The sequence below is a fragment of the Glycomyces dulcitolivorans genome, from assembly GCF_003265355.1.
Taxonomy (GTDB): domain Bacteria; phylum Actinomycetota; class Actinomycetes; order Mycobacteriales; family Micromonosporaceae; genus Glycomyces; species Glycomyces dulcitolivorans.
On the sequence record NZ_QFRW01000309.1, the window covers coordinates 1 to 12,784 of the forward strand.

A 12,784-nucleotide genomic window follows, 5' to 3' on the forward strand; every position below is an offset into this window, starting at 1 on the left:
CCGCGCCGAGCCGCTGGGCGGCGGCGAGCGCGGCGCGCGCGGAGCCGCCGGCGCCGAGGACGGCGACGTGCTCGGCGTCCTTCATGCCGATCTCGGCGAGCGCGTCGACGATCCCGGGCGCGTCGGTGTTGTCGGCGAGGCGGCGGCCGCCGCGGAGGACGAGCGTGTTGGCGGCGCCGATGGCCTCGGCCACGGGGGTGGTCTCCGTGGCGACGTCGAGGGCGACCTCCTTGAGCGGCATGGTGAGCGAGAGCCCGGCCCAGGTCGCGTCGAGGCCGTCGACGAACGCGGCGAGGCCGGTCTCGTCGCATTCGTGGCGCGTGTAGGTCCAGTCGGTCAGGCCCGCGGCGGCGAAGCCCGCGTTGTGGACGACCGGCGAGAGCGAGTGCCCGATGGGCTTGCCGAGGACGGCTGCCTTCATCACTGGATGCCGTTCTCCTCGGCGACCTCGATGTTCGCCTGGTGCTCCTCGTAGGTCTCGGCGAACAGCGCGGACCCGTCGTCGTAGGCGGTCACGAAGAACAGGTAGTCGTTCGCCTCGGGGGCGACGGCCGATTCGAGCGCGGCCGCGCCGGGGTTCGAGATGGCGCTGGGCAGGTACCCGGCATGCTCGGGGGCACTGGGCGACCACGGGTTGTCGGGGTCGCGCATGACCGAGCCCCAGTCGATGTCCTCGCCGGAGGTGATCGCGTCCTCGCCGGAGATGAGGCGCCCGTAGTTCCAGATCGCCTCGGACTCGAAGCAGTTGCAGTTGGTCTGGTTGTGGTCGTACGGGTTCAGGTACATCTTGTTGTACATGACCTGGGCGATCTTCGGGTCGTCGGTGGCGATGCCGGACTCGGACTGGACGATCGAGGCGATCTGGAGGGCCATCCACGGGTAGATCTTGAACTCGCCGTTCGTGGGCGGGTAGAAGGTCTGGTTCTCCATGGCGCCCGGGTCGTAGTCCGGGTCGGGGTCCTCGATGCTCGCGAGCTTGTCGAGGAAGCCGATCTCCTCGATGGTCTCGTTGAAGCGCTTGACCATCTCGGTGAGCATGGCGGCGGCGGTCCACGTCTCGTCGAACTCGTACGCGGAGGGGAACAGGAAGCCCTCGACGGACTTGACCTGCCGGTCGGAGAAGCCTTCGAACCAGATCGGGTCGACGCCGAGCGCCTCCGGGTCGGCGGCGGCGGCCTCGAAGTCCTCGATCGGGACGCCGGTGTAGGCGGAGAGGATCTCGTAGACCTCGAACGAGCGCTTGCCCTCGGGGACGACCACGTGGTCGAGGGTGAGGTTGGCCGGGTCGGTCATGAATGCCAGCGCGGAGGCGGCGGACATCTCCTCCTCCATGGCGTAGGAGCCCACCTGGATGCTGGTGCCGGAGTCGCCGTCGTCCGAGGAGGCGTTGATGAACGCCTTGGCGGAGGCGACCACGCCCTGACCCGCGAGCTCATCCGCGATGTCGGCGACGGTCCAGCCGTCCTCGACGGTGATCATGACCTGGTTGCCGTTGCCGTCGCCGGTGAAGTCCTCGGCGACGAAGTAGTCCTTGATGACGTTGTTGTACGCCCACCAGCCGCCGACACCGATGACGCCGAACAGGGCGACGACCAGGGTCATGGCGATCAGTGACTTGCCGGAGTCCTTGCGCCGGTGGCTCCTGGGCGCCGCCGAACGGTCGTCCTCGGTCCTGAAGTCGCCGAGCATCCTGTCCTCTACCTCCGCCGCCGGTCCAACCATGTCTGGAGGATCTCGACCGCGGCCGCCTGGTCGACGATGGAGCGCTTCCGCTTGCCTCGCACCCCGCCTTCGTTGAGGCGGCGGGTGGCGACGGCGGTGGTCATGCGCTCGTCGGTCAGGGTCACCGGCGTTGGTGAGACATGGTCGGCGAACCGTTCCACCCAGGCTCGGGTGTGGGCGGCTGCCGGCCCCTCCTCACCCGAAAGAGTAACCGGTAGGCCGACGACGATTTCGACCACATCGTATTCCCGGGCCGTTTCGGCGATTTCTTGAATATCGGCCGGAATGTTCTCACCAGCGGTTTTGAGATCGCGACGAACCGTCGCGACCGGGGTGGCGAGGAGCCCGTCCGGATCGCACACGGCGACGCCGATGCGGGCCTTGCCGAGGTCGATGCCGAGACGGCGGCCCCGCGTCCATTCGATGGACGCGGGGCCGGACGTTGCGTCTGCCATCAGGCGCTGATCGCGTTGACGACCGCGTCGAGGAGCTGCGGGGCCTGGTCGGCGGGGACGCCGCCGCCCTGGGCGATGTCGTCGTTGCCGCCGCCCTTGCCCGACAGCGCGGCCTTGACGAGGGCCGCCGCGGACACGTGCTGCGCCTTCGCCGCCGCGTTCGCCGCGACGACGATGCTGGCCTTGCCGCCGGCGGTCGCCACGACCGCGGCCACGCCGGGCTCGCCGTCGGCGAGCGCGTCGCGGATCTTCAGCGCGAGGTCGCGGACGTCGCCGCCCTTGGTGCCCTCGGGCGCCTGGACCGCGGCGACCTTGACGGCGCCGACCTGCTTCGCGTTCTGCGCGAACTCGGCCGCGCGGCCGGAGACCAGCTTCGCCTGGAGGCCGGCGAGCTCGCGCTCGGCGTCCTTGGAGCGCTGGAGGATCGCGCGGACGCGCTCCAGCACGTCGCCCCGCTGGGCGCCGATCTCGTCGGCGATCTGCGAGACGAGGTCCCGTTCGCGGGCGAGGTAGCGGTACGCCTCCATGCCCGTCGCGGCCTCGACGCGGCGCTGGCCCGAGCCGACCGAGGACTCGCCGGTGAGGACGAGCGGGCCGATCTGGGCCGAGTGCGACACGTGCGTGCCGCCGCAGAGCTCGCGCGACCAGGGGCCGCCGATCTCGACGACGCGGACGGTCTCGTCGTAGGTCTCGCCGAACAGCGCGACCGCGCCGAAGTCCTTGGCCTCGGGGAGGCTCATGTACTTGACGGCGACCGGGAGGTCGTCGCGGACGGCCTTGTTCGAGACCTCTTCGATCTCGCTCTTCGTCTCGTCCGAGAGCTTCGCGCGCCACGAGAAGTCCAGGCGCAGGTAGCCGGGCCGGTTGAACGAACCGGACTGGAGCGCGGTCGGGCCGAGCACCTCGCGCAGGGCCGCGTGCACCACGTGGGTGCCCGAGTGCGCCTGGCGGGCGCCGAGGCGCCACTCCGAGTCGACGGTCGCTTCGACCAAGCCGTCGAGGACGAGTTCGCCTTCGAGGACGCGGACCTGGTGGACCACGAGCTTCTTGACCGGGCGCTGCACGTCGACGACCTCGGCGAAGAGGTTCGGGCCGACGAGCTTGCCGGCGTCGGCGTGCTGGCCGCCGGACTCCGCGTAGAACGGGGTCCGGTCGAGCACGACCTCGACGATCTGCCCGGCCTTCGCGACCGGGACCGGCCGCCCCTCGGAGAGGAGGCCGACGACGCGGGACTCCGTTTCGAGGGTCTCGTACGCCTTCCAGTCGGTCGGGCCCTGCTCCTGGAGGAGCTGCCAGTACGCGGACAGGTCCGCGTGCCCGGTCTTGCGCGCCGCCGCGTCGGCCTTCGCGCGCTGCCGCTGCTCGGTCATGAGCTGGCGGAAGCCCTCCTGGTCGACAGAGAGGCCCTGCTCCTCGGCCATCTCCAGGGTCAGGTCGATCGGGAAGCCGTACGTGTCGTGCAGCTCGAACGCCTTGGAACCGGAGAGGGTCTTGCCGCCCTCGGTCTTGGTCTCGGTGACCGCGGTGTCGAGGATGGTCGTGCCGTGCTTGAGGGTCTTCAGGAACGCCTCCTCCTCGCCGTAGGCGTAGGAGGAGATCCGCTCGAAGTCCTTCGCGAGCTCGGGGTAGGACGCGCTCATGCAGTCGCGCGCGACCGGCAGCAGCTCGGGCAGCGCGGGCTTGTCGTAGCCGAGCAGGCGCACGGCGCGGATCGCGCGGCGCATGATGCGGCGCAGCACGTAGCCGCGGCCCTCGTTCGAGGGCACGACGCCGTCGCCGATGAGCATGAGCGCCGAACGCACGTGGTCGGCGATGACACGGAAGCGCACGTCGTCCGGGTGCGACTCGGAGGCGGTCCGCGAGGTCGAGACGCCGTAGCGCTTCCCGGTCAGCTCGGACGCCTTGTCGATGAGCGGGCGGACCTGGTCGATCTCGTACATGTTGTCGACGCCCTGGAGCAGGGCGGCCATGCGCTCCATGCCCATGCCGGTGTCGATGTTCTTCTTCGGCAGGTCGCCGGTGATCTCGTAGCCCTCTTTCGCGGGGCCGCCGCCGCGGATGTTCTGCATGAACACGAGGTTCCAGAACTCCAGGTAGCGGTCCTCGTCGACCTCGGGGCCGCCCTCGGGTCCGTAGTCGGGCCCGCGGTCGTAGTACAGCTCCGAGCAGGGGCCGCACGGCCCCGGGATGCCCATCGACCACATGTTGTCGGCCTGGCCGCGGCGCACGATCCGGTCCAGCGGGAGCCCGATCTGCTTGTGCCAGATGTCGATCGCCTCGTCGTCGTCGAGGTAGACCGTGGCCCAGATCTTGTCGCCGTCCAGGCCCAGGCCGCCGGACTCGACCGAGCCGGTGGTCAGGTCCCAGGCGTAGCGGATCGCCTGCTCCTTGAAGTAGTCCCCGAAGGAGAAGTTGCCGTTCATCTGGAAGAACGTGCCGTGGCGCGAGGTCTTGCCGACCTCGTCGATGTCGGGCGTGCGGATGCACTTCTGCACCGACGTGGCGGTGCTCCAGTCCGGCGTCGCCTGTCCCAGGAAGTAGGGCACGAACGGGACCATGCCGGCGGGGACGAACAGCAGGTTCGGGTCCTCGATCGCCGGCAGCGGTGCGCTGGGGACCACCGTATGGCCGTTGGACTCGAAGAACTTCAGAAATCGGCGTTGGATTTCAGCGGTCTCCATGGGGCACCTCCTTCAAGGTCTCGCGACTACTAGAACAACCGGCCCGCGGCCTGGTCGTCGTCTTCTTCTTCGGTGAGGAGCGGCGAGATGTCCTCGCCGCGCTCGATCGCCTCGTACAGCTCGGCCTCCTTGGCCTGCTTGGCCTCGGAGACGTCGGCCCAGAACGATTTGAGCGATTCCCTCATTCCAGCACCGGCATCGCCGATCCGCTCGGCGACCCCGCCCGGAGTGACCGACTCCGCGGCCTTGGTCAGCTTGCGGACCACGACGACGCCGACCACGACGCCGATGCCTACCCAGATCATCCGCTTCAGCACGGGGACCCCTCAATCCGTTTTCCGACGATCGTCACTTCGCTGCGCGGCGGCGGGCCTTCGCGGCCCGCTTGGTCTCGCGCTTGGTCTGGCGGGACGCGTCGACCATGCGGCGGACCTGGTCCTCGTCGTAGCCCTGGTTGCGCTTCTTCACGGCCGAGCGCAGGCCGAACCCGAACGCGGCGGCCTTCACCAGCGGGGAGCCGACGGCCGACACGACCAGGCTCGTGATGTTGGCGACGTTCGAGGAGATGTGCGCGGCGTTCCCGGTGATCGCCGAGACCTTCTCCAGCTCGCCCTCGACCTGGACGAGCGAGGCGTTCACGTTGTCGAGCGTGGTGTTCGCGTTCCGCAGGATCGGGCCGATCTCGTGGTCGACCTTGTCGAGCACGCTGTTGACCCGGGCGACCGTGCCGTTCAGCTTGCGGATGAGCCCCACGGCGAGCATCAGGCTGAAGATGAAGAACGCGACCGCGATGATCAGCAGCGCGACTTCCCAAAGGCTCACGTTCGTGAATTCGACTGCCAACGTCTCGCCTGGCACAGCTCTTCCCCCTTGCTGAAGCATTGACCGACCGGTGCGGCTGATGAATGGACCCGGTTCTCGCGTCGAAGCGCAGCCCCGACCTTACCTTGCGGGATCGGACATCTAGCGCAACGGGGCGCTACCCGGCTTCCTCGATGGCACGGCGATCCTCGGCCAGCCGCGGCAGCGCTGCCTGGGCCGCGACCACCGCCGTGACCTCCGAACCCACGCACAGCTCGTACCGGTCCCCGCACTCCACCGGGACCACCCACAGCTCCAGGTACAGCTCGTCGCGGACGTAGCAGCCCTCCTCGCCGACGCCCCCGACGCACGTCCCCGCCTCGGCCGGGACCCAGCCCGCGTCCAGGACCGCCTTCCAGTACACCGCCGACGTGTCCTCCACGGTCCCCTCGGACTCCCACGTGCGCATCCGCACCCGGCACTCCCCCAGGCACCAGCGGCTCCCGTACGTCTCGTCTGCGACGCTCACCGCCGCCCACCGCGGCACCGACAGCTCGTCCGCGGCCCGGCGCGTCGGGTCCACCGTCACCGCGCGGCCCAGGAACAGGACCGCCGCGACCAGCAGCACCGCCGAGACGACCACGGCGACCACGCCCATGCGCAGCCGCTCGATCCGCGCCCCGGTGCCCTCCAGGGCGTGGACGACCCGGTTCGAGGCCCGCCGCGGCGGGCGGTCAGTCGCCATCGGCCGGCTTCCGCCCCTCGTCGGCCGTGCGCACGATCCGCCGCAGCTTCTCCAGGCGCGGCCCGATCTCGGCCTCCAGGCCGTGCCGGGTCGGCCGGTAGTAGTCACGCCCGGCGACGACGTCGGGCGCATACCGCTGCGGGACCACCCCGCGCGGATCGCCGTGCGGGTACACGTACGCGACGCCGTGTCCGAGCGCGGCGGAGCCCTTGTAGTGCGCGTCGCGCAGGTCCGGCGGGACCGGCCCGATCTTCCCTTGGCGCACATCGGAAATAGCCTCGTCGATCGCGGTGATGACCGCGTTCGACTTCGGCGCGGTCGCCAGGTGCGCGACGGCCTGGGCGAGGTTGATGCGCGCCTCGGGCATGCCGATGCGCTCGACGGCCGTGGCCGCGGCCGTCGCGGTCTGGAGCGCGGTCGGGTCGGCCATGCCGACGTCCTCCGACGCGAAGATCACCAGGCGGCGGGCGATGAACCGCGGGTCCTCCCCCGCGACGACCATGCGCGCCAGGTAGTGCATCGCGGCGTCCACATCGGACCCGCGCAGGCTCTTGATGAAGGCGCTGGCGACGTCGTAGTGGCCGTCGCCGTCCCGGTCGTAGCGGACCGCGGCGGTGTCGATGGCGGCCTCGACGACGGCGACGGTGATGACGTCGTCCTCGCCGACGGAGAGCGCGGCGGCTTCGAGGGCGGTGAGGGCCTTGCGGGCGTCCCCGGCGGCGGTGCGCACCAGGTGGTCGCGGGCCTCGCGCTCCAGGACGACCTCGCCGTTCAGGCCGCGCTCGTCGGCGACGGCGCGGTCGACGAGCTCGCCGATGTCGGTGGCGTCGAGTTCGCGCAAGGTGAGGAGCACGCAGCGGCTCACCAGCGGGGCGACCACGGAGAAGTAGGGGTTCTCGGTGGTGGCGGCCAGGAGCGTGATGGTGCGGTCCTCGACGGCGCCGAGCAGGGAGTCCTGCTGGGTCTTGGTGAAGCGGTGGACCTCGTCGATGAACAGGATCGTCTGCGGGCCGCCGGTGCGGCGCACGCGGCGGGCCTCGTCGATCGCGGCGCGCACGTCCTTGACGCCGGAGTTGAGCGCCGACATGGCGCGGAAGCGCCGGTCCCCGGACTGGGCGACCAGGTGCGCGATCGTGGTCTTCCCGGAGCCGGGCGGGCCCCACAGGATCACCGAGAGCGGCTGGCGGCCCTCGACGACCTGGCGCAGCGGGGAGCCGGCGCCGAGCAGGTGGTCCTGGCCCACGAGCTCGTCGAGGGTGCGCGGGCGCATGCGCACGGCGAGCGGCTCGTCGCCGGTCGCGGCGCCGGTGCCGAGGATGCCGCTTCCGTGCGCCGCAGGGTGCTGCGGCTCGGGCGGCTGGGCGATTTCGAACAGGCCTGGTGCGTCCATCTCGCCTTCAGCGTAGGCCATCCGCGTGCGCGGATCGCAGAAGTGAGGAGGCGCAGTGAGCACTCGCGCCGCGGACGCGAAGGGCCGCCGCACCGGAAGGTGCGGCGGCCCCGTGTCGTATTTGAGCCAGGCGGGCTTCTAGAAGCCCGCGCCCATGAACTCCTCGAACGGGACGAGGTTGTCCGAGGCGGGGGCGGCGATGTCGTACGAGCCGCCGATCTCGACGACCTCGCTGGTCATCTCCATGGTCATGCCGTCGGTCTCGGGCAGCGTCATGGTCATCGACTTCAGCAGGCCGTCGCCGTCGAGCGCCACGGTGACCTCGATGGACTCCAGGGCGGCCGTGTCGGCGGCCGTCGCGCCCTCGGTGAAGGCGGCCAGCGCCTCGGAGTCGGCGGCGAGGGTGCCGGTGTAGGTGTTGTCGCCGGTCTCCTCGACGTTCTCCAGGCTGGAGAGCATCATCTCGGTCTGGGAGGCGAGGTCCATGCCGCCGAACTGGGAGTAGACGTCGCCCATCTCGCCTTCGGTGATGTCCGTGGTGAACCAGACGTCCTCGCCGTACTCCTCGGTGAGGCCGTCGAACATGCCGCCGGAGATCTGGATGTAGGCGGTCTCGCCGATGACGATGGTCTGGGTGTGCATGTCGCCGAAGAGGGCGGCCATGCTCGGGTCGATCTCCTCGCCGGAGGCCTCGGCCATGGCGCTCATGAGGACGTCGCCGGTGGACTCGGCGTTCTCGCCGTCGACGACGGTGGTCATGGTGACGAAGTCGGCGCCGTTGAGCGTCATGGTCGACTCCATCTTGTAGGAGTCGTCCGAGAGGCCCTGGAAGGCGGCCGCGACGGCCTCCTGCGGGGTCAGGGCGGCGGCGTTGTCGCCGTCGCCGGAGCCGCCGGAGGTGGTGTTGTCCGCGCTGTCACCGCAGGCGGCGAGGCCGAGGCCGAAGGCGGCGACGGCCAGGGCGCCGGTGATGCGGACGGAGGTGCGGGAGTGCATGGGTGTGCTCCTGGGGTCGGGGGATTCTGAGTTCCGATTCCGAGCATAAAGGACGGCCTCCACACCGTGGGGTACGGAGACCGTCACATGACCAGTTCGTTACCAGGCCGTTTGCAGCCGTTCGTATTCGGCGGCAGTGACCGGGATAACGGTGCCGTGGCGCGGACTGGCGGGCAGGTCGTAGTCGGCGACCGGGGTCCATTCGCCGGAGGCGAGGTCGGTCGTTTCGAACGGGATGTAGCCGCGTCCGCCGAACTCGTCGATGAACAGGTACCACTTGTCTTCCGTGTTGGACTTGAAGACGAGCGGTCCCTCGCCGGCGCTCATGGCGCCGGAGCCGATGCAGTCGGCGAGGAAGGACCAGTCGGCGTCGGCGGCGAGGGAGGTCGCGGTCTCGGCGAGGATGAACTTCCCGCAGGGCGTCGAGGAGGAGTTGGAGCGCTCGTCCTTGGTGAAGCGGTAGTAGGTGCCGCCGTCCTCGATCATGGTGGAGTCGATCGTGGAGTAGCCCTGGTCGACCCAGACCTGCGCTTCGGAGAAGTGGACGAAGTCGCGGGTCGTCGCGTACATCATGCGGTGGTAGAAGCCCTCGGAGTGGTCGTCGGTGCTGAAGAGGGGCGAGGCCCAGAAGACGACGTAGGCGTTCTGCGCGGGGTCCCAGTAGGCCTCGGGCGCCCAGGTGGCGCCGGCGGTCTCGGGCGAGACCTGGACGAGGCGGCCCTCGCTCCAGTTCACGAGGTCGTCGGACTCCCAGACCATGATGGAGAGGCTGCCGTGGCGCTGCGCGCGGTTCCAGTCGCCGTTGCCGTTGATCTTGAGGTCGGTGGCGATGAGGAAGAAGCGGTCGCCTTCGGGCGAGCGGATGAGGAACGGGTCGCGGACGCCCTGCTCGCCCTGGTCGGAGGTGAGGATCGGCTGCGCGGTGCCGTTGGAGTCACGGTTCAGTTCGGTGAAGGCGAGGGGGTCGTTCCCGTCGCTGAGGGCGCCGTAGACCTGCTCGCCGGTGGGGGTGCCTTCGCCGGTGAAGTAGGTGAAGAGGTAGCCGGTGTAGTCGGCTTCGGCGGGCAGCGGCGGAACGACGGCGGTGAAGCTGAGCTTCTCCTTCTCGCAGCCGCGGGTGACGGTGGCGGTGAGCTTGACCTTGTAGGTGCGGCCGCCCGGTTCGTCGCGGTTGACGATGCCGTCCGTGGAGATGACGTTGGGCTTGTTGGACTTCCAGGTGATGGTCGAGCCGTTGGCGCCCGCGGTGGGCAGGAAGATCGAGGACCGCACGTCGTCCAGGTTCGGGATGAGGACCGCGGCGGCGTCGAGGGCGACCGCCTCTTCGTCGTCGTACTCGGCGAGGACGGTGGCGGTGAAGTCGCGTTGCTGCTGCACGGTCCCGAGGATAACGGTTGCCGTGAGGGTGACCGACGCGTCGGGGTCGTCCATGTCCGGGCGGGTGACGGTGCCGTCGACGGCGACGACCTCGGGATCGCTTGAGGCCCAGGTGATCCGGGAGCCGTTCGCGCCTTGGCCGGGGAGGTCGAGGTCGGCGGTGACGGCGCTCGTGTCGCCGAGGTCGATCGCGGCGGCGTCCTCGGCGGCCTTCTCGGCGCTGAGGTGGGCCGCGAGACCGCCGATGTCGGCGGCGGCCAGCGCGCCGTCGTAGATCCGGAAGTCGGCGAAGCGGCCGTGGAGGTACCGGTCGCCGGAGTAGAGGGAGCGGCCGAGGTAGTTGGCGACCGTGGTCCCGGCGCCGATGTCGCCGGGGGTGGTGGTGACGGCCTCGTTGCGGGCGACCTCCTGGCCGTTGAGGTAGAGGACCGCGGTGCCGTCGGCGAGGGTGTAGGCGAGGTGGTTCCAGGTGCCGCGGGCGAGGTCCGAGCCGGAGCCGGTGTTCTGCTCGCAGGTCCAGTGGCAGGTGGAGATCGCGGTGCGGTAGCCGTTGCCGGTGGCGAAGAGGTAGCCGCTCCCCCAGGAGCCGCTGGTGTTGCCGAGGCCGTAGATGAAGTACGGGCTGGCCTGGTCGGTCTCGATGTAGACCTCGGCGGTGACGGTGATCGCGTCGAGTCCGGCGAGGAGGTCGTCGGGGAGGTCGACGTAGTCGTCGACGCCGTCGAGGGCCAGGCCCTCGTCGGTCCAGGTGCCGCCGTTGAGGGTGCCGGTGCGGCCGTTGCCGGAGGAGTCGGCGACGGTCTGGCCGGAGGCCTCGTCGAATTCGTACCAGAGGAGGGGCGCGTCGGCGGTCGCCGCGACCGCCGGAACGGCCGGGACCGCGACCGCAATCGCGGCGACGAGGGTTCCCAAGAGGCGCTGAGACTTCACTGTCCAACCTATCTTCACTCGGCCGATCGCACAGGTGGGGAGCTGAGTGATCGGTAACCATGCCGGGGTCGGGAAAGCGTATCGCAAAAATCGACATCGATGAACATTCGAATATCACGAATTCCGCTCGATCTCGGTGGATCTCGCGGCTCCGCGGCCGGGAACGCGAAACGGCCCGCGGATCGAATCCGCGGGCCGCAAACCTCGTGAGCTCACATGGTGCCGGTCGACTCCTCAGCCGGTTCGCTGGGTGTCGAAGTGTCCGATGGCTCTTCGCTGGGAGATTCCGACTCGGTCTCGGTCTGCGTCTCGGTCGGAGACTCGTCCGGAGACTCAGAGGGCGATTCGCTCTCCTCCTCCGAAGTCTCCTCCTCGGTTGTCGGGTTCCAGTCGCCCGTTTCCTCTTCGGTGGACGGCTCCTCGGTCGTGGGATCCTCCGACTCCGTGGGCGACTCGCTCTGGGTGGTCGAGTTGTCGATGATGTTGCCGGGGTCGTCGTTGTTCAGGTTGATCCACCAGATCAGGCCGCCGATGAGGGCCAGCGCCAAGATGATGCCGATGATGATGAACCACAGGGACGCGTTCTTCTTCTCCTCGGGCTGGCCGAGCTGCCCGGTGGGCTGGGCGGCGGTGTCGCCGCCGGCGCCGGCCACGCCGCCGATGAGGGCGGTCTGGTCGGAGCCGAAGTACTGGGTCTGCTGCCCGTCGGGCGGGGTCGAGCCGCCGACGGGGATGCCGCCGGTGACGACGCGGCCTTCGCGCGCGGAGCGGGCCATGTCGGCGGCCGAGGCGTAGCGGGCGCGCGGGTCCTTCTGGAGCGACTGGAGCACGACCTGGGCGATCCCGGGCGGGATGTCGCGGGACAGCGGCGGCGGGGCCTGGGTCATGTGGCCGTTCATGACCGCGACGGGCGTGTCGGAGACGAACGGCGGGCGGCCCATGAGGGCCTCGTAGGCGACGATGCCGAGCGAGTAGAGGTCGCTGGCGCCGGTCAGCTCGGCGCCGTTGAGCTGCTCGGGCGAGGCGTACGCGAGGGTGCCCATGACGGTGCCGGTCTCGGTGAGGCCGGAGGCGCCGCGGGCGGCGGAGATGCCGAAGTCGACGATCTTGGCCGCGCCGGTCTCCTCGTCGACGAGGAGGTTCGCGGGCTTGATGTCGCGGTGGATGATGTCGTGCCGGTGCGCGGTCTCCAGGGCGTCGGCCGCGGCGGAGACGATCTGCATGACCTCGGCGGGCGGGAGCGGGCCGCGGTCCTTGAGGATCTCGGCGAGGGAGCGGCCGCGGACGAGCTCCATGACCAGGTAGGAGACGAGGCCGTCCTCGTCGGTCGTCTCCTCGCCGTAGTCGTAGAGGGCGACGATGCCGGGCGACTGGAGTGCGGCGACGGCGCGGGCTTCGAGCTGGAAGCGGGTGCGGAACTTGTCGCTGTTGGACAGGCCGGCGTGCAAGATCTTGATCGCGACGGTGCGGCCCAGGCGGGTGTCGGTGCCCTTCCAGACCTCCCCCATGCCGCCCGCGGCCAGCCGTTCGTCCAATCGGTAGCGCCCCGCCACCGAGGTCCCGCTCTGCACGTCGAACCCGCTCCTCTTACTCCTGCGTCGGCCGGATGTTACATATATCAGCCGTAATCACACCACGGCCACCGCCTACAGGACTCCTGCCATCGGAAGATGCTGAGGGGCAGCCG

10 protein-coding genes and 1 pseudogene are annotated in these 12,784 nt (G+C 69.8%); all 11 read right to left on the bottom strand.

What is annotated here, in order from left to right; genetic code table 11:
• A pseudogene (locus DI269_RS21810) lies at positions 1 to 421 on the bottom strand (shikimate dehydrogenase); the annotation flags it as partial.
• Entirely contained in the window at positions 421 to 1,689 is a 1,269-nt protein-coding gene (locus DI269_RS21815) for an endolytic transglycosylase MltG (RefSeq protein WP_157975150.1), read from the bottom strand. The gene DI269_RS21815 and the pseudogene DI269_RS21810, both read right to left, overlap by 1 nt.
• A gap of 8 nt (positions 1,690 to 1,697) precedes the next feature.
• Positions 1,698 to 2,177, bottom strand: a complete 480-nt coding sequence (gene ruvX, locus DI269_RS21820; protein WP_112139781.1) for a Holliday junction resolvase RuvX — start codon at positions 2,175 to 2,177, stop codon at positions 1,698 to 1,700.
• Positions 2,177 to 4,858: an alanine--tRNA ligase gene (gene alaS / locus DI269_RS21825; RefSeq protein WP_112139783.1), complete on the bottom strand. Its 2,682-nt coding sequence runs from the start codon at positions 4,856 to 4,858 to the stop codon at positions 2,177 to 2,179. The genes ruvX and alaS overlap by 1 nt, the downstream gene beginning before the upstream one ends.
• 29 nt (positions 4,859 to 4,887) lie before the next feature.
• Positions 4,888 to 5,175 carry a hypothetical protein gene (locus DI269_RS21830; protein ID WP_112139786.1) on the bottom strand — a complete coding sequence of 96 codons (288 nt, stop codon included), beginning with the start codon at positions 5,173 to 5,175 and terminating at the stop codon, positions 4,888 to 4,890.
• 31 nt (positions 5,176 to 5,206) lie between these two features.
• Positions 5,207 to 5,680 (bottom strand): DUF948 domain-containing protein, encoded by a 474-nt coding sequence (locus DI269_RS21835; protein WP_157975151.1) that lies wholly within the window; start codon positions 5,678 to 5,680, stop codon positions 5,207 to 5,209.
• Between the two features lie 157 nt (positions 5,681 to 5,837).
• Positions 5,838 to 6,404 carry a hypothetical protein gene (locus DI269_RS21840; protein ID WP_112139790.1) on the bottom strand — a complete coding sequence of 189 codons (567 nt, stop codon included), beginning with the start codon at positions 6,402 to 6,404 and terminating at the stop codon, positions 5,838 to 5,840.
• A complete protein-coding gene (locus tag DI269_RS21845) occupies positions 6,394 to 7,794 on the bottom strand; it encodes a replication-associated recombination protein A (protein WP_112139838.1) in 1,401 nt (466 codons plus the stop codon). The genes DI269_RS21840 and DI269_RS21845 overlap by 11 nt, the downstream gene beginning before the upstream one ends.
• 138 nt (positions 7,795 to 7,932) lie before the next feature.
• Positions 7,933 to 8,790, bottom strand: coding sequence for a hypothetical protein (locus DI269_RS21850; RefSeq protein WP_112139793.1), 858 nt, complete (start codon positions 8,788 to 8,790; stop codon positions 7,933 to 7,935).
• Positions 8,791 to 8,889: 99 nt separating this feature from the next.
• Positions 8,890 to 11,097, bottom strand: a complete 2,208-nt coding sequence (locus DI269_RS21855) for an immunoglobulin-like domain-containing protein (RefSeq protein ID WP_157975152.1) — start codon at positions 11,095 to 11,097, stop codon at positions 8,890 to 8,892.
• A gap of 212 nt (positions 11,098 to 11,309) precedes the next feature.
• The gene (locus tag DI269_RS21860; protein ID WP_112139798.1) at positions 11,310 to 12,668 is read right to left on the bottom strand and encodes a serine/threonine-protein kinase; all 1,359 of its coding nucleotides are present in this window, start codon (positions 12,666 to 12,668) and stop codon (positions 11,310 to 11,312) included.
• Positions 12,669 to 12,784: the final 116 nt, after the last annotated feature.

Bases quoted from the DNA above. Each gene is read 5' to 3' on its own strand.
- ruvX (WP_112139781.1), bottom strand. From the start codon at position 2,177: ATGGCAGACGCAACGTCCGGCCCCGCGTCCATCGAATGGACGCGGGGC.
- DI269_RS21840 (WP_112139790.1), bottom strand. From the start codon at position 6,404: ATGGCGACTGACCGCCCGCCGCGGCGGGCCTCGAACCGGGTCGTCCAC.
- DI269_RS21850 (WP_112139793.1), bottom strand. From the start codon at position 8,790: ATGCACTCCCGCACCTCCGTCCGCATCACCGGCGCCCTGGCCGTCGCC.
- DI269_RS21845 (WP_112139838.1), bottom strand. From the start codon at position 7,794: ATGGACGCACCAGGCCTGTTCGAAATCGCCCAGCCGCCCGAGCCGCAG.
- alaS (WP_112139783.1), bottom strand. From the start codon at position 4,858: ATGGAGACCGCTGAAATCCAACGCCGATTTCTGAAGTTCTTCGAGTCC.
- DI269_RS21815 (WP_157975150.1), bottom strand. From the start codon at position 1,689: ATGCTCGGCGACTTCAGGACCGAGGACGACCGTTCGGCGGCGCCCAGG.